Source organism: Vibrio hangzhouensis (genome assembly GCF_900107935.1).
GTDB classification, from domain to species: Bacteria; Pseudomonadota; Gammaproteobacteria; order Enterobacterales; family Vibrionaceae; genus Vibrio; species Vibrio hangzhouensis.
The window spans coordinates 152,284-168,642 of sequence record NZ_FNVG01000003.1 but is presented as its reverse complement, the minus strand read 5'-3'; the positions used below and the strand labels follow the sequence as shown (position 1 = coordinate 168,642).

General features: G+C 47.1%; 14 protein-coding genes and 2 tRNA genes. 2 read left to right on the top strand and 14 right to left on the bottom strand.

The window, feature by feature from the left end; all coding sequences use genetic code 11:
• Window positions 1-98 precede the first annotated feature (98 nt).
• From truB to rlmE, 12 genes are all read right to left on the bottom strand, one after another.
• Window positions 99-1,052 (bottom strand): tRNA pseudouridine(55) synthase TruB, encoded by a 954-nt coding sequence (gene truB, locus C4S60_RS04405; RefSeq protein WP_103879121.1) that lies wholly within the window; start codon window positions 1,050-1,052, stop codon window positions 99-101.
• On the bottom strand, window positions 1,052-1,468 hold the full coding sequence (gene rbfA, locus C4S60_RS04400) for a 30S ribosome-binding factor RbfA (RefSeq protein WP_103879120.1): 417 nt from the start codon (window positions 1,466-1,468) through the stop codon (window positions 1,052-1,054). Before rbfA ends, truB begins: the two co-directional genes overlap by 1 nt.
• 108 nt (window positions 1,469-1,576) lie before the next feature.
• Window positions 1,577-4,288: a translation initiation factor IF-2 gene (gene infB, locus C4S60_RS04395; protein ID WP_103879119.1), complete on the bottom strand. Its 2,712-nt coding sequence runs from the start codon at window positions 4,286-4,288 to the stop codon at window positions 1,577-1,579.
• 22 nt (window positions 4,289-4,310) lie between these two features.
• Entirely contained in the window at window positions 4,311-5,798 is a 1,488-nt protein-coding gene (nusA, locus tag C4S60_RS04390) for a transcription termination factor NusA (protein WP_103879118.1), read from the bottom strand.
• A 33-nt stretch (window positions 5,799-5,831) separates the two neighbouring features.
• A complete protein-coding gene (gene rimP / locus C4S60_RS04385; RefSeq protein WP_042496578.1) occupies window positions 5,832-6,287 on the bottom strand; it encodes a ribosome maturation factor RimP in 456 nt (151 codons plus the stop codon).
• Window positions 6,288-6,523: 236 nt separating this feature from the next.
• A tRNA-Met gene (locus C4S60_RS04380) sits at window positions 6,524-6,600 on the bottom strand.
• A gap of 55 nt (window positions 6,601-6,655) precedes the next feature.
• A tRNA-Leu gene (locus C4S60_RS04375) sits at window positions 6,656-6,739 on the bottom strand.
• Between the two features lie 34 nt (window positions 6,740-6,773).
• Entirely contained in the window at window positions 6,774-7,109 is a 336-nt protein-coding gene (secG, locus tag C4S60_RS04370) for a preprotein translocase subunit SecG (RefSeq protein ID WP_042496574.1), read from the bottom strand.
• 279 nt (window positions 7,110-7,388) lie between these two features.
• On the bottom strand, window positions 7,389-8,726 hold the full coding sequence (gene glmM / locus C4S60_RS04365) for a phosphoglucosamine mutase (RefSeq protein WP_103879117.1): 1,338 nt from the start codon (window positions 8,724-8,726) through the stop codon (window positions 7,389-7,391).
• A 20-nt stretch (window positions 8,727-8,746) separates the two neighbouring features.
• Window positions 8,747-9,577 carry a dihydropteroate synthase gene (gene folP / locus C4S60_RS04360; RefSeq protein ID WP_103879116.1) on the bottom strand — a complete coding sequence of 277 codons (831 nt, stop codon included), beginning with the start codon at window positions 9,575-9,577 and terminating at the stop codon, window positions 8,747-8,749.
• A gap of 55 nt (window positions 9,578-9,632) precedes the next feature.
• A complete protein-coding gene (gene ftsH, locus C4S60_RS04355) occupies window positions 9,633-11,621 on the bottom strand; it encodes an ATP-dependent zinc metalloprotease FtsH (RefSeq protein ID WP_208623244.1) in 1,989 nt (662 codons plus the stop codon).
• Window positions 11,622-11,727: 106 nt separating this feature from the next.
• Window positions 11,728-12,357 carry a 23S rRNA (uridine(2552)-2'-O)-methyltransferase RlmE gene (gene rlmE / locus C4S60_RS04350; protein ID WP_103879114.1) on the bottom strand — a complete coding sequence of 210 codons (630 nt, stop codon included), beginning with the start codon at window positions 12,355-12,357 and terminating at the stop codon, window positions 11,728-11,730.
• 112 nt (window positions 12,358-12,469) lie between these two features.
• Between rlmE and yhbY the strand changes: the two genes are divergently transcribed.
• The gene (gene yhbY / locus C4S60_RS04345; protein ID WP_103879276.1) at window positions 12,470-12,766 is read left to right on the top strand and encodes a ribosome assembly RNA-binding protein YhbY; all 297 of its coding nucleotides are present in this window, start codon (window positions 12,470-12,472) and stop codon (window positions 12,764-12,766) included.
• 147 nt (window positions 12,767-12,913) lie between these two features.
• Here yhbY and greA read toward each other — a convergent pair whose 3' ends face one another.
• Window positions 12,914-13,387, bottom strand: coding sequence for a transcription elongation factor GreA (gene greA / locus C4S60_RS04340; RefSeq protein ID WP_103879113.1), 474 nt, complete (start codon window positions 13,385-13,387; stop codon window positions 12,914-12,916).
• 433 nt (window positions 13,388-13,820) lie between these two features.
• Here greA and dacB point away from each other — a divergent pair, with 433 nt between their 5' ends.
• Complete coding sequence (gene dacB, locus C4S60_RS04335; RefSeq protein WP_103879112.1) at window positions 13,821-15,260, top strand: serine-type D-Ala-D-Ala carboxypeptidase; 1,440 nt, start codon at window positions 13,821-13,823, stop codon at window positions 15,258-15,260.
• A gap of 22 nt (window positions 15,261-15,282) precedes the next feature.
• Here the strand turns inward: dacB and C4S60_RS04330 are convergent, their stop codons facing one another.
• Window positions 15,283-16,131 carry a magnesium transporter gene (locus C4S60_RS04330; RefSeq protein ID WP_103879111.1) on the bottom strand — a complete coding sequence of 283 codons (849 nt, stop codon included), beginning with the start codon at window positions 16,129-16,131 and terminating at the stop codon, window positions 15,283-15,285.
• Window positions 16,132-16,359: the final 228 nt, after the last annotated feature.

Genomic DNA, 16,359 nt, shown 5'->3' with positions numbered 1-16,359 from the left:
AAGTTTAAAAGTTGTAGCAGCCAATCTCTGATTCAGCCGCTACGCGAAGCGCGAATTATAGGGAATAATTCTAGCTAGAGCAAGGAGTATTCGTGGCTCTATTGAGCACTTTCTTCCTCACGGAAAACAACGAGTCGCTTAGGTGCTAGTTTGCCATCATCATTCATGGCACCAACGCCAATAAACAAGCGATCTTCACCCATGGTCATGCGCACAGGTGCATCGACTGGTAAACCAGGAACCTGCACCGGTTGACCATGCTGAAGCATGTCACCAAGCTCTGGCAGCACATTGACCTCTTCGAGATCTTGCACCGCACTGTCCATAGGCATAAGCAGTGGATCAAGCAGTTCGCGCGGCTGACGCTCTTCGCGTTTTGCTTGCTCAAATAGTTCGTTAAGCTGCTCTAGGGTGACCATGTTCTCATAAGGGTACTTGGCAACCGCAGTACGACGCAGCATAGTTACGTGCGCACCACAACCTAGCATTTCACCGAGATCATCGACGATAGTACGGATGTACGTGCCTTTCGAGCAGTGTACTTCCATCTCTACTTCATCACCTTCAAAGCGATGTAGGACGATTTCATACACGGTGATCTTACGTGCTTCGCGCGGTACTTCGATACCTTGGCGAGCGTACTCATAAAGCGGCTTACCCTGATATTTCAGTGCTGAGAACATTGACGGCACTTGATCAGACTCACCACGGAACTTATCGATGCACTCATCAAGAAGCTCTGGAGTTACGTTGATATCGCGAGTTTCCACGACTTCGCCATCAGAGTCAGAGGTATTGGTGCGCTCACCAAGTTTAGCGATCACGCGGTAGCGCTTGTCTGAATCTAATAGGAATTGCGAGAACTTGGTTGCTTCGCCCAAGCAAATTGGCAGCATGCCCGTTGCTAGCGGGTCAAGAGCACCTGTGTGGCCTGCTTTCTCAGCGAAGTAGATGCGCTTTACTTTTTGCAGAGCATCATTCGATGAGATACCGGTAGGTTTATCTAGAAGGATAACGCCGTTGACTGGACGTCCCTTGCGACGTCTAGCCATTACTGCTCTTCTCCCTCAGCACCATTTTCTTCGCTACGACCTGCTTCGTCTTGCTTGCGCTTGTCTTCGCTAACCACTTCGCTCACTAGATTAGACATACGCATACCTTCAACCAGTGTGTTGTCGTATTGGAAACGTACTTCTGGTGTTAGACGTAGGCGAATGCGCTTGCCTAGCATCATGCGAATGTGCGCTTCGTGCTCACGAAGTGCCGCAATGCTAGATTCCGGGGTTTGCTCACCCACACATAGGAAAGTAACAAATACTTTTGCGTATGCTAGGTCACGAGAGACTTCTACGTCTGAAATCGTCACCATACCTAGACGAGAATCGCGAACTTCGCGTTGAAGGATAAGAGCAAGCTCTTTTTGTAGTTGCTGCGCAACACGTTGTGTGCGGCTAAATTCTTTTGACATTTCTTTTCTCACTATAGAAAGAATGGGGGGATGGTATCAACCAGCCCCCCATGGCGTATTCAACAACCATCAATACTCAAATTAAAAAATGAGTAGCGATTTTGTCAATTAGTCTAGAGTACGTTTGATTTCAACGATTTCAAATACTTCGATTTGGTCGCCAACGCGAACATCGTTGTAGTTCTTAACGCCGATACCACACTCGTAACCGTTCTTAACTTCTTGAACGTCATCTTTGAAGCGGCGTAGAGATTCTAGCTCACCTTCGTAGATTACAACGTTATCACGCAGTACGCGGATAGGGTTGTTACGCTTGATAGTACCTTCTGTCACCATACAACCAGCGATTGCGCCAAGTTTTGGAGACTTAAATACGTCACGTACTTCTGCAAGGCCGATGATTTCTTGCTTGAATTCAGGAGCAAGCATACCGCCCATTGCTTGTTTCACTTCGTCAATCAACTGGTAGATGATTGAGTAGTAGCGTAGGTCTAGGTTTTCAGTATCTACCGTACGGCGAGCAGAAGCATCAGCACGTACGTTGAAGCCTAGGATGATAGCGTTAGAAGCTGCTGCTAGTACTGCATCAGTTTCTGTGATACCACCAACACCAGAACCAACAATGTTCACTTTAACTTCGTCAGTAGACAGTTTTAATAGAGAATCAGAGATTGCTTCTACAGAACCTTGTACGTCCGCTTTCAGTACTACGTTAAGCTCAGCAACGTCACCAGCAGTCATGTTAGAGAACATGTTTTCTAGTTTCGCTTTTTGCTGACGCGCAAGTTTCACGTCACGGAATTTACCTTGACGGTAGTTTGCTACTTCACGAGCTTTACGCTCATCACGTACAACTGTTGCTTCGTCACCTGATGATGGAACACCAGATAGACCTAGGATCTCAACTGGGATAGATGGACCAGCTTCAGTCACTTCTTTACCTAGTTCATCACGCATTGCACGTACACGGCCGTATTCTTGACCACAAAGTACGATGTCGCCTTTGCGTAGCGTACCAGATTGAACCAGTACAGTAGCAACTGGACCACGGCCTTTATCTAGGAATGATTCTACAACCACACCAGATGCCATGCCGTCAGCAACCGCTGTTAGCTCAAGTACTTCTGATTGAAGTAGGATAGCTTCTAGAAGACCGTCGATGTTAGTACCTTGTTTCGCAGAGATGTGAACGAACATGTTCTCACCGCCCCACTCTTCAGGGATAACGTCGTATTGTGCCAGCTCGTTCTTAACGTTGTCTGGGTTCGCGTCTTCTTTATCGATCTTGTTCACTGCAACAATCAGAGGAACGCCCGCCGCTTTCGCGTGTTGGATCGCTTCGATTGTTTGTGGCATTACGCCATCGTCCGCAGCTACAACTAGAACAACGATATCTGTCGCTTGAGCACCACGAGCACGCATTGCGGTAAACGCCGCGTGTCCAGGAGTATCAAGGAAAGTGATCATGCCGTTGTCAGTTTCTACGTGGTATGCACCGATGTGCTGGGTAATACCACCCGCTTCGCCTGATGCAACGTGAGTACGACGGATGTAGTCAAGTGTCGATGTCTTACCGTGGTCAACGTGACCCATGATCGTAACAACAGGAGCACGAGATACTGCTTCTGATGTTTCATCACGGTCAGACAGTACTGCTTCTTCCAGTTCGTTCTCTTTACGTAGAACAACTTTGTGGCCCATTTCTTCAGCAACTAGCTGTGCAGTTTCTTGGTCGATAACTTGGTTGATAGTCGCCATAGCGCCCATCTTCATCATCACCTTGATAACTTCTGTTGCTTTAACAGACATTTTGCTTGCTAGCTCAGAAACAACGATAGTCTCGCCGATAACAACGTCTTGCTTAGCAACTTGAGCTGTCTTATCGAAGCCGTGTTGCATAGACGTTGGCTTAGCCAATTTACCTTTCTTACCACGTTGGTTGCGACCACCACGGTTGTTACCGCGTGAATCGTCACGATCTTGCGTTGACTTCTTCTTACGACGACGAGGAGCTTTCTCTTCTTTACGATCTTGAGCATCTTCTGCTTCACGAGCGTACGAAGACGTTGTCGTGTGGTAATCTGCTTTTTCGTTGTCTTTAGACTTTTTCTCTTCTTCAGACCAGCGTGCGGCATTCTCTTCCGCTAGTTTGCGAGCTTCTTCAGCTAGACGAGCCGCTTCAGCTTCCGCCTTACGTTGCGCCTCTTCTTCTTGACGACGTTTTAGCTCGTCCGCTTCTTTCTTCGCTTCAGCATTCTTTGCGTTCATTTCTTTCTTAGCCTTTTCCGCTTCTGCGCGCTTAGCAGTATTTGCATCAGATTGCTCCGCCTCACGTTTAGCATTTTCCTCTGCTAGACGTTTTTCTTCGGCTTCGCGCTGAGCTTTTTCTTCTGCTTCACGCTGTGCTTTCTCTGCAGCTTCACGTTTGGCTAGCTCTTCGGCTTCACGTTGGGCACGCTCTTCCGCCTCACGATTTGCTGCTTCCTCAGCTTCACGTTTTGCTTGCTCGTCGATCGCACTGCGTTTTACATAAGTGCGCTTCTTGCGCACTTCTACTTGTACATCTTTGCTCTTACCGCCACCGGCAGAAACAGACAGAGTGCTACGAGTTTTACGCTGAAGCGTAAGACGAGTAGGCTCTGACTCACCAGATGTATCACCATGTTCTTTCTTAAGGTGAGTAAGAAGCGTTTGCTTCTCTTCATCATTCACCTGATCGCTTTCTGATTTTTTCAGACCAGCATCAGCAAGTTGTTCAATTAGGCGTTCAACTGGCGTACCAATCTCTTCGCTAAGTGCTTTAACCGTAAGTTTTGTCATGCAACTACCTCCTTGCTGATTATTATTCTTCGTCGCCGAACCAACAGATGTTACGTGCAGCCATGATTAGCTCACCTGCGCGCTCTTCTGTTAGCCCTTCAATGCCCTCTAGCTCATCGACACCTTGATCTGCAAGGTCTTCAAGAGTAGCTACACCTTTTGCAGCCAGTTTAAATGCCATCTCACGCTCTAGACCTTCTAGTGCTAGTAGGTCTTCAGCTGGCTCAACACCTTCGAATGACTCTTCCTGAGCAAGAGCAAGTGTCGTTAGGGCATCTTTTGCACGGCTACGAAGCTCTTCTACAAGCTCTTCGTTTAAGCCGTCGATTTCAAGAAGTTCGTTAACTGGCACGTATGCCACTTCTTCTAGAGTTGAGAAGCCTTCCTCAACAAGCATTTCCGCGAAGTCTTGCTCGATGTCTAGGTGCTTCATAAAGTTTTCGATAGAAGCTGTTGCTTCTTCTTGGTGTTTCTTCTGAAGGTCTGCAACTGTCATTACGTTCAGTTCCCAACCAGTCAGTTGAGACGCTAGACGTACGTTTTGACCGCTACGACCGATAGCTTGCGCTAGGTTGTCAGCTTCAACCGCGATGTCCATAGAGTGTGCATCTTCATCAACGATGATAGAAGCAACGTCTGCTGGCGCCATTGCGTTGATAACGAACTGAGCTGGGTTATCGTCCCAAAGAACGATATCGATACGCTCGCCGCCAAGCTCACCAGAAACCGCTTGTACACGTGCACCACGCATACCCACACACGCACCAACAGGGTCGATACGTTTGTCGTTAGTTTTCACAGCGATCTTCGCGCGAGAACCTGGATCACGTGCTGCGCCTTTCAACTCGATAAGCTCTTCAGCAATCTCTGGCACTTCCACACGGAATAGCTCAGCTAGCATTTCTGGCTTAGAACGAGTAATGAATAGCTGGAAGCCGCGAGCTTCAGGAGCCACTTTGTATAGAAGACCACGTACACGGTCGCCTGGACGGAAGTTTTCACGAGGAAGCTGGTCATCACGTAGGATAACGGCTTCAGCGTTGTTACCAAGGTCTAGGATGATGGTGTCACGGTTAACTTTCTTAACCACACCTGTCACTAGGTCGCCTTCGTTGTCGATGAACTGCTCAACGATTTGCGCGCGCTCAGCTTCACGTACTTTCTGTACGATAACTTGCTTAGCTGTTTGCGTGGTGATGCGGTCAAACGTTACTGACTCGATCTGCTCTTCAACGAAGTCACCTAATTGGATAGACTCGTCGTCGTACTGTGCCGCTTCGATAGAAATTTCTTTCGTTGGGAATTCAACTTCTTCTACTGCCATCCAGCGGCGGAAGGTTTCGAATTCACCTGTTTTGCGGTCAATGGCAACACGTACATCGATTTCGATTTCGTGTTTTTTCTTAGAAGAGGTTGCTAGTGCAATCTCTAGCGCTTCAAAAATACGCTCACGAGGAACAGCTTTCTCGTTAGAAACTGCTTCTACTACCGCTAAAATTTCTTTACTCATTTATCTAGCCTCTAAGCTTTTATTATTAGGGACCTAAAATTTAGGGATAAGGTTAGCTTTGGAAATGTTGCTTAGCGCCATTTCTTCTTCGTTACCATCGGCAAGGATGGTCACTGTCTCGCCATCAATAGATTGGATTACACCTTTCCACTTACGACGGTTGCCGACAGCCATTTTCAACACGATGCTGACCTCGTGACCAATAAACTGTTGGTAATGTGCTGCTTTGAAAAGTGGTCTTTCTAGGCCTGGTGAAGACACCTCTAGGTTATAAGCCACCGTAATTGGGTCTTCGACGTCCATTACTGCACTTACCTGATGACTTACTTCTGCGCAAGCATCAACAGTAATACCATTTTCATGGTCGATATAGATTCGAAGAGTAGAATGCTCACCAGCACGGATGAACTCTAAACCAACAAGCTCGTAGCCAATTGCCTCTACAGGCGCTTCGAGCAATTCTGTAAGTTGTCTTTCTAAACCAGTCATTTAACCACTCCAGAAACAAAAAAAGGGCATATAGCCCAATTTAAATTCCAAGCACTTGTATTTGCTGCCTTTTAAAAAGCGCAAATAACAAAAAACCCCGATAGTCGGGGTTTTTTGTTGCTGGACCCTGATCATCGAGAGAAAATAACACCCTAAAAAGATAGTTGGTGTTTTCTCGATGTGCAGTGATTTTTTCACACTGCTAAACTTGCAATCCATCAACACTTAGAAAGTATTGGTTGCGGGGGCCGGATTTGAACCGACGACCTTCGGGTTATGAGCCCGACGAGCTACCAAGCTGCTCCACCCCGCGTCCGACTTGCTGAGCATTATACGCTCACCAAACTGTATTACAAGTTTATAAATAATGGTGCCGAGAGAGGGACTCGAACCCTCACACCAAAGGCACTAGCACCTCATGCTAGCGTGTCTACCAATTTCACCATCTCGGCATCTAAGCTTTTCGATTCGTTAGAATCGATCGACTTATTGAGGGATCTCGTCGCTGTTTTCAGCAGGGACATCACTCGCTGTATCAGCTGCTTGCTCAATCACTTGACCTTGAGTAGGGTCAACCCATTGAGACTCACCTTTGTGAGTGTACATGTTGCCAAGTACTAAGCTGATAACAAAAAATACGATTGCAAAAATTGCAGTCATTCGGGTTAGGAAATTTCCTGAGCCACTAGCACCAAACACTGTGTTTGAAGCGCCAGCACCGAATGAGGCTCCCATATCTGCGCCTTTACCTTGTTGAATCAACACTAGGCCAATAACACCAAGCGCAGCCAACAGGTAAATCACAAGTAGAACTTGAATCATGTGTCCACCTATGTTCCTAATTGTTGAGCCAGCGCTGCTTTCCTTGCTGTACGCATTGAAAACCTGGCTATGGCCTCCTAAGTGAAGGCGGTGGCAATACTAGCGAATGCCGCACTGACTGACAAGAGAAAAATGACAAAAATCTTTCGCCGAGCAACTGAACGCTCAAAAAAAGGGCAAAAAAACAATTACCGATAAGAATAAGCGAGTAATCATATAAAAAATAAGCAAGAACCAAAAGAACTAATTTGGTTCTTGCTCATACTAAATAGTCGTTACCTAGCAGTTTTCTTTCACGATATCAGCAATATATTGTGCCGACTCGTTCACAAGAGCATCATCCTCACCTTCTACCATCACTCGCAGTAGAGGCTCAGTGCCGGATTTGCGAAGCAGTACACGGCCTTTATCGCCAAGATCAGCCTCTGCTTTCGCAACGGCTTGCTTAACCGCTTCGGCTTCTAGTGGGTTCGCATCACCACTAAAACGAACGTTAATCAGCACCTGAGGGTATAAGGTCATACCGCTAGCAAGCTCATTGAGTGACATTTTGGCGTCAATCACTGAAGCAAGCACTTGCAGCGCGGCGACAATGGCATCACCCGTCGTCACTTTATCCAGCAGAATCACGTGGCCAGAGTTTTCTGCGCCAATACGCCAGTCACGCTCAAGCAATTGTTCCATAACGTAGCGGTCACCTACGGCAGCACGAACAAATGGAATACCAAGCTGCTTAAGGCCGTTTTCCATGCCAAGGTTGGTCATTAGGGTTCCAACAACGCCACCTTTTAGCTCACCACGGCGAAGCGCGTCACGTGCAATAATGTAAGCGATTTGGTCGCCATCCACTTTGTTACCTAAGTGGTCAACCATGATGATGCGGTCGCCGTCACCATCAAAGGCAAGACCCAAATCTGCTTTTTCTGCAACCACTCGGGCCTGCAATGCACGCACGTCTGTCGCACCGACTTCGTCGTTGATGTTGATACCATTTGGCTCAACACCCATAGTAACAATATCTGCACCGAGCTCAGTAAATACCGATGGTGCAATTTTGTAAGTCGCACCGTGTGCACAGTCAAGGACGATCTTCACCCCTTCCAGACTCAGGTCATGGGGGAAGGTGCTTTTACAGAACTCGATGTAACGCCCAGCAGCATCGTTCAATCGGCTCGCCTTGCCCAGTTCGGCAGATTCGACGCATTCAATGTCTTTGTCCAACTCTTCTTCAATCGCCAGCTCAATCGCATCAGGCAGTTTTGTCCCTTCAGAAGAAAAGAACTTAATGCCGTTATCGTAATAGGGATTGTGAGAGGCAGAGATCACGATGCCCGCTTCGGCACGAAATGTCTGTGTCAGGTACGCCACAGCTGGCGTGGGTAAAGGCCCGGTGAAGATCGCCTTCAGACCCGCTGCCGACAAACCAGCTTCAAGCGCCGACTCCAGCATGTAGCCAGAGATACGCGTATCTTTACCGATAATGACTTTTTTCGTGCCTTGCTTTGCCAGTACACGTCCTGCAGCCCAGCCTAGTTTAAGTACAAAATCCGGTGTAATTGGGTACTGGCCCACTTTTCCGCGTACACCGTCAGTACCAAAATAACGTCGTTGTGACATAGTGTTGTCCTAATTTATTTTTATAAATTTGATTGCATCATCTGTACAATTTTCATTGCTTCAACCGTCTCTTTTGCATCATGCACACGGATGATTTGAGCGCCTTTTGCAGCAGCTAGCGTTGCACAAGCCAGACTACCTGCCAGACAGTCTGCCGGCGCTTTATCCAGCAATTTAAATATCATCGACTTTCTCGACATGCCCGCCAATAAGGGCAAACCGAACTGATGAAACTTTTCCAGGTGTGCAAGCAAGTGATAATTGTGTTCAAGAGTTTTACCAAACCCAAATCCCGGGTCAAGGATCAACTGCGTTTTTTTGATTCCAACCGCCTCGCAAGCATCAATTCGCTGCGCGAGAAATTCAGACACATCACTTAACAGGTCATCGTAACTCGGATTGGACTGCATGGTACGCGGCTGCCCCTGCATGTGCATAAGACAAATGGGAACCCCGGCCTGTGCCGCCACTTCCAGTGCACCCGGCTCCTGCAGTGCCCGGACGTCATTGATGATGTCCGCCCCCGCCTCAACCGCCTGCTTCATCACTTCCGCTTTACTGGTGTCCACAGAGATCCACACATCAAAGCGTTCTCGTATTGCCTTAATCACTGGGATCACACGCTTTAGCTCTTCTTCCAGTGCGACATCGGGCGCCCCAGGACGGGTAGATTCACCACCAATATCAATAATGGTCACTCCCGCCTGGATCATAGATTCAACCTGAGATATCGCTGCATCGATAGAAGTAAATTTACCGCCATCAGAAAACGAATCGGGCGTGACATTAACGATCCCCATAACTTGCGGGGTATCGAGAGAGAGGGTTTTATTATTCGCTCGTAAAGTCATAGTTGCCATAAACAAGAAAAGCCCCGAGCAAGACTCGGGGCTTAATTACTGCGTCTTATTCTGAATCTTTTTTCGTCGTTTCAGAATTCACTTTTTCAGTGCTAGTTTCTGAGTCAGCTGCTGCTTGTTCCTCAGTTTTAGGCTCAGGTTGTTCAGCGCTAACCTCTGGCTCTGATGAGCTTTCCGCCTGAGGCTTCGCTTCTTGTTGAGCCTTCGCCTGATCCGTCCAGCCAGCAGGCTCACGAATATCGGTTTTACGCTCCATCAAGTCATCAATCTGACCCGCATCAATGGTTTCATACTTCACCAGCGCATCTTTCATCGCGTGCATGATATCCATGTTCTGTTCCAGGATCTTCTTAGCACGGTCATAGTTGCGGTCGATGATATGGCGAACTTCTTCGTCAATCAGCTTGGCCGTTTCGCCAGACACATGTTTGGTCTGTGTCACACTGCGACCCAGGAATACTTCCCCTTCGTCTTCAGCGTAAAGCAGAGGACCCAACTTTTCTGAGAAGCCCCATTGGGTCACCATTTTACGAGCAATATCAGTCGCACGTTCGATATCATTCGATGCACCTGTTGATACCTTGTCTTTGCCGTAAATAAGCTCTTCAGCTAGACGACCACCATATAGGCTAGAGATCATCGACTCTAGGTGTTGGCGAGACATGCTCACACGGTCTTGCTCAGGCAAATACATCGTCACACCCAGTGCACGACCACGTGGGATGATAGATACCTTATACACCGGATCGTGTTCAGGAACCAAACGACCAACGATTGCGTGACCTGCTTCGTGGTATGCTGTCGACTCTTTGGTTTCTTCTGACAGCACCATAGAGCGGCGTTCTGCACCCATCATGATCTTATCTTTTGCAAGTTCGAACTCAACCATGGATACATTGCGTTTGTTACCGCGTGCAGCAAATAGTGCTGCTTCGTTAACTAGGTTAGCCAGGTCTGCACCAGAGAAGCCCGGTGTACCACGAGCAATCAAAGATGGCTCAACGTCAGATGCTAGAGGCACTTTGCGCATGTGAACCTTCAGGATCTGCTCACGGCCACGAACATCAGGTAAACCAACCACAACTTGACGGTCGAAACGACCAGGACGAAGAAGTGCAGGGTCAAGAACGTCTGGACGGTTAGTTGCTGCGATAACGATGATACCTTCGTTACCCTCAAAGCCATCCATTTCTACCAGCATTTGGTTCAATGTTTGTTCACGTTCATCGTGACCACCACCAACACCAGCGCCACGTTGACGACCGACCGCATCAATCTCATCGATGAAGATAATACAAGGTGCCGCTTTCTTTGCTTGCTCGAACATGTCACGCACACGAGACGCACCAACACCAACGAACATTTCAACGAAGTCCGAACCTGAGATAGTGAAAAACGGTACTTTTGCTTCACCAGCAATGGCTTTCGCAAGTAACGTCTTACCTGTACCTGGAGGACCAACCATGAGAACACCAGTTGGAATCTTACCACCCAGTTTCTGGAATCGGCTTGGGTCACGCAGGTAATCTACAAGCTCTTTTACGTCTTCTTTTGCTTCATCACAACCTGCAACATCAGCAAAGGTTGTTTTGATCTGCTCTTCACCCATCATGCGAGCTTTGCTCTTACCAAACGACATGGCACCTTTACCACCGCCGCCTTGCATTTGACGCATGAAGAAAATCCAAACACCAATAAGAAGAATCATAGGGAACCATGAGATAAAGATAGTGCCCAGCAGGCTTTGTTCTTCTGGTGGTGTCCCTGAAACTTTTACGTTTTGGTTGATTAGGTCATCAAGTAGCTTTTGATCATAAACGGGCATGTAAGTCACAAAGCGACTGCCACCGCCACGGCGAGTGAAGGTTATCTCGCTGTCTTTAAATTGAGCTTCTTGAATCTGGCCATTGCCAACTTCCTGTACGAACGTGGTGTAATCTACCGCTCGACCATTGCTTTCGCCTGGTCCAAAGCTTTGGAATACCGACATCAACACAACGGCGATGACTAACCACAAAATTAAATTCTTTGCCATGTCACTCAAGGTGTCAGCCTCTCGATAACTAATTGTAATTAAAGGTAGGGTACTACAGTTTTCCGGCTGTAGCTACATTGTTAATTTTGTCTTTGTAAACTAATGTTCAGCCATTGAAACCATTAGCCACAATAAACACCTCACGAGAGCGAGCTCTAGATGAGTCTGGTTTACGAATCTTCACCACTTTGAAGGCATCGCGCACCTGTTTTACGTATTCATCAAATCCTTCGCCCTGGAACACTTTCACAACGAAACTGCCGCCAGGTGCCAAAGTTTGATGGCACATATCTAATGCTAGTTCAACAAGATACATTGCTCTAGGCTGATCGACCGATAAGTTTCCAGCCATGTTTGGCGCCATATCAGACATTACTACGTCAACCATATCTGGTTGGATTCGTTCGAGTAACGCATCAAGCACTGCTTCTTCTCTAAAATCTCCTTGTAAAAAACTCACGCCGGAGATCGGATCCATAGGAAGAAGATCACACGCAATCACTTGCCCTTCATCCCCAACCATCTTCGCCGCGTACTGAGACCAACCACCGGGCGCTGCCCCCAAATCCACGACTGTCATACCGGGTTTCAAGAGCTTATCTTTATTTTGAATCTCTTCAATCTTAAAGATAGCACGTGAACGATAGCCTTTTCTTCTGGCTTCATTGGCATATTTATCATCAAAATGCTCTTTTAGCCAACGACCAGAACTGGCCGAATGTTTTTGCTTACTCATTCAAATTCCAACTCAACAAGGGCACGCCCTTAGAATAAAGTATAGTCTTCGTCATTAGATGGCGTTAAAATACGGGTTTTCAACCCTAATAGTAAATAAATTTGGCCGCGTTATGAACCTAAGCACCAAACAAAAGCAGCACCTTAAAGGCCTAGCACACGCACTTAAACCCGTCGTGCTACTAGGCGCAAATGGACTAACAGAGGCTGTTCTAGCGGAAATCGAAATCGCTCTGGACCACCACGAACTTATCAAAGTAAAAGTGGCGTCAGAAGACCGTGAAACTAAGCTACTGATTATCGACGCAATTGTTCGTGAAACAAAAGCAGAGAAAGTTCAGGTTATCGGTAAGACTCTTGTCCTTTACCGTCAGTCAGAGCAAAAGAAGATCGAACTTCCTCGCAAGTAAAATTGCCAGGCGTTCGCGCTGACAGAAACAATTTGTTTCAAAGTGGAGAAGGTCGCATTAGCGGCCTTTTCGTTTTTCTTACAGTCCACGGCGTACCATCGGGTACAAAAAAAGCCGCCTCACGCGACTTTTTTTGACACAAATAGATTAGACGTAATCCACTTTATCGATTTCAAAGTCCTTTTGACCACCCGGAGTCACGATAGTTACTTCGTCACCTTCCATTTTGCCAATCAGACCACGAGCGATCGGAGAGCTAACCGAAATACGACCGGCTTTAATTTCTGCTTCATCATCACCCACGATTTGGTAAGTTTGCTCAGCATCTGTATCAATATCAATCAAAGTGACCGTAGAGCCAAAAATAACTTTTCCGCTATTATCCAGCTTTGTGACATCAATAACCTGAGCTACCGATAGCTTGTATTCAATATCGCGAATTTGCGCTTCACAGATGCCCTGCTCTTCGCGCGCCGCGTGATATTCTGCATTCTCTTTCAGATCGCCCAACTCACGAGCTTCTGCGATTGCTTCAGAAATTTGCGGACGAAGTTTAAGCAGACGATCTAACTCTTCACGCAGCTTTTGCTCGCCACGTACAGTCATTGGAACCTTTTCCATTATAACAACCTCTTTTCCAAAGCACGCTTTGGACAAAAAAACCCTACTCAAGCAAGCCTGAGTACAATTTAATAAAATAATTTGGGATACGCCTAGTGTAATCAAACCGCGGAGAAAATTCATCGAATTTGACACCTTGGTGTCTACAACGATTGTCGGTTTGTGATACGACCGAGATGCGGACACTGGCACGTTGTCCTTTCTAAAGGACAGCAAGACAATATAGCCTACAAATCTTTATCTCTGCAACCTGAACACGCGCTTCTTTGGCGCCCGCCCCACTTTATCATCCCGCTAAGGCAGTACGCACCGCCTGTTTGACATTCGGTGCCGATTTAAACACTCAGTTAAGAGGACGAAATTTAGCACTTTAACTCGACTTAATTGGTTGTTAGCCTAAAGTGAAAATACGTTTACATAATCAATTAGTCATATGATCTCGAAACGCTTGCTTGTCACGGCTCTACTGTTGCCTGCTACCTGTTTTGCCTCCAACATAAAAGCCACTCAGTATTTGCCTGACGGAAGCCGCAGTGCCCTACTCGTTGCCCCGCTAGATACACCTGAGCAAAGCCTGATATCCAAGGATATCGACCAGTTTTTTCCTCCGGCGAGCACTCTGAAGGTCGTCACTGCGTTGGCGGCCAAACTTTCCTTACCAGACAGTTTTCGCTTTGAAACAGTCCTGCTGCGTTCGGGAAATGATGTGATCATTCGCTACTCTGGAGACCCTACCCTAAGCCGACAATCGCTAAAAACCATGCTAAAAGTGGCGAAAAAAGAGTTAGGTGCCAACTGGGATCAAGTTTGGCTGGACAACAGTGTATTCGGTGGCTACTCAAAGGCTGTGGGCTGGCCTTGGGATATTCTCGGTGTCTGTTATAGCGCCCCCTCTACTGCAATAACTCTTGATGGCAACTGTGTTCAAGGGGCTCTCTACACAAATGATGATGGCTCCACACGAATCAATATCCCTGCTCATCAACCAATTCAGGCGACGACCTCAGCCATCACAGTAACTAAAGAACAACAGCAGGAGAGTCACTGTGATTTAGAATTGCAGATCGGCAATGACAACCATTACCAGATTGCGGGCTGTCTGGTGAAACGCTCTTCTCCACTCCCGTTGAAATTTGCCCTGGCTTCACCGGAGTTATTTACTCAACAGGTGATCGAGGCAGAGCTGAAAAGTCTGGGGATCAGTTTAGCTGGCGCTATCAACATCGGGAAACCTGACACATCTATGGAAACAGCCCTTTTTATTCAGCGCTCCAAACCGCTTAGCGAGTTACTTGCGGTGATGTTGCAAGACTCCAACAACCTGTATGCAGACAACATAACCAAAACATTGGGAGCTCACCACTTCCAGCAGGCTGGGTCTTTTCGTAATGGCACGGCCGCCATCAAAGCAATACTGAAATCCGAAGCGAATATTGATATCGATACTGCGGTAATGGAAGACGGTTCTGGTTTGTCCAGAAACAATCGATTTACCGCCCGTCAAATGCGTCAGATCCTTAGTTATATCTATGACAATGATCAATCATTAGATCTTATCAGACTGATGCCTGTCTCTGGTAACAATGGCACCCTGAAATATCGTTCAAGCATGCGAAAAGCGCCCATCAAAGGCGCTCTTATCGCTAAAAGTGGTTCGCTCTTCGGAACATATAATATGGCGGGGTTCGGCCTGAATAACAAAGGGAAACCGGAAAGTGTTTTCGTGCAATTTGTTACCGATTACCACCCAAAGAAAACCGAGGACACAACTCCTACTATTTCGCCTCTGACCCAGTTTGAACAAAACTATTACCGACAGGTTGTGGATTACAGCTATTCACTGGGCCGTTCAAATAACAAAGCGCAGCCTTAGGCTGCGCTTTGTACATGATCCACTATTGTAATCCCAGAAAATGGTTCACAACTGTAAAGTAAATCCACATGCCCGATATGTCGACAATGGACGCCAGTACCGGGCTAACCAACACAGCCGGGTCCATTTTGAATACACGAGCGATGATAGGCAGTACGCCCCCCAAAGTGGTGGATACAGTAACCTGTATAAACAAGGCTACGGCAATGGCCATCGCAATCAAGTTAATATCAAACCCACCCGCAGAGTTCACGTCACCAAAGATCAGAATCCGGCCGACCATTACCAGGGCAACGGCGGCGGCCAGACATACCGCAACTCGGCTCTCTTTCCAGAGCACCTCCAGCCACTGACGCTTTCTTAACTCCCCAGTTGCCAGAGCACGAATCACGAGTGTCGCGGCTTGTGTTCCAGTGTTCCCACCAGCAGCCGCAATAACCGGCATGTACACCGCAAGCAGCACTAACTGGCTTAACGTGTCTTCGTATTGGGCAATAATAAGGCCAGATACGATACCGAGTAGTGCTAGAGTAATGATCCAGCCAATGCGCTGTTTGACGTGCTCAAGTACGCCCGTGGTAAGATAACCACCGGTTGTTTCCGCTTCTGAATGTATCAGTCCCAAATGGTGAGCAAAGTGTCTCGCTCTTTTGTCATGCCCTTGTAAATCAAGCTCTTCGATTAAGAACTGAACCTGACCCAAAGCACAGTGTTGTAATACGCCTACCGCCTCATCAATCGGCATAACCGTGAGCAAGTTTAACTGTTGCTCGTTGTCATATTGCAGGAAGGCTTTGGTTGCAGCACTGATCTCCTCTTCTGAGAAGCGAGGTGCTGTATTTTCAATATATGTATTGCTCATTACCGTCATGGCGAATCTCCCGATTAGCGTTGGTAACGACCATCAAACGTCAAAATTCGACGTGCAGGACTGCGCGCCAATTGATTGACGAAATAGTATAAAGGAGAGAAATAACAGGGAGTTATGAAAGGAAGAAACTCCTACCTCGAAGGTAGGAACGAAGATCGCAAATACCGACGAGAAGTTACTTATCCCCTTTAATACTAGGAGGATGGTCGGTAGTGTTCATAGTTATCT

Bases quoted from the DNA above. Each gene is read 5' to 3' on its own strand.
- truB (WP_103879121.1), bottom strand. From the start codon at position 1,052: ATGGCTAGACGTCGCAAGGGACGTCCAGTCAACGGCGTTATCCTTCTA.
- infB (WP_103879119.1), bottom strand. From the start codon at position 4,288: ATGACAAAACTTACGGTTAAAGCACTTAGCGAAGAGATTGGTACGCCA.
- rlmE (WP_103879114.1), bottom strand. From the start codon at position 12,357: ATGAGTAAGCAAAAACATTCGGCCAGTTCTGGTCGTTGGCTAAAAGAG.
- ftsH (WP_208623244.1), bottom strand. From the start codon at position 11,621: ATGGCAAAGAATTTAATTTTGTGGTTAGTCATCGCCGTTGTGTTGATG.
- C4S60_RS04330 (WP_103879111.1), bottom strand. From the start codon at position 16,131: ATGACGGTAATGAGCAATACATATATTGAAAATACAGCACCTCGCTTC.
- dacB (WP_103879112.1), top strand. From the start codon at position 13,821: ATGATCTCGAAACGCTTGCTTGTCACGGCTCTACTGTTGCCTGCTACC.
- secG (WP_042496574.1), bottom strand. From the start codon at position 7,109: ATGATTCAAGTTCTACTTGTGATTTACCTGTTGGCTGCGCTTGGTGTT.
- folP (WP_103879116.1), bottom strand. From the start codon at position 9,577: ATGACTTTACGAGCGAATAATAAAACCCTCTCTCTCGATACCCCGCAA.
- rimP (WP_042496578.1), bottom strand. From the start codon at position 6,287: ATGACTGGTTTAGAAAGACAACTTACAGAATTGCTCGAAGCGCCTGTA.
- greA (WP_103879113.1), bottom strand. From the start codon at position 13,387: ATGGAAAAGGTTCCAATGACTGTACGTGGCGAGCAAAAGCTGCGTGAA.
- nusA (WP_103879118.1), bottom strand. From the start codon at position 5,798: ATGAGTAAAGAAATTTTAGCGGTAGTAGAAGCAGTTTCTAACGAGAAA.
- yhbY (WP_103879276.1), top strand. From the start codon at position 12,470: ATGAACCTAAGCACCAAACAAAAGCAGCACCTTAAAGGCCTAGCACAC.
- rbfA (WP_103879120.1), bottom strand. From the start codon at position 1,468: ATGTCAAAAGAATTTAGCCGCACACAACGTGTTGCGCAGCAACTACAA.
- glmM (WP_103879117.1), bottom strand. From the start codon at position 8,726: ATGTCACAACGACGTTATTTTGGTACTGACGGTGTACGCGGAAAAGTG.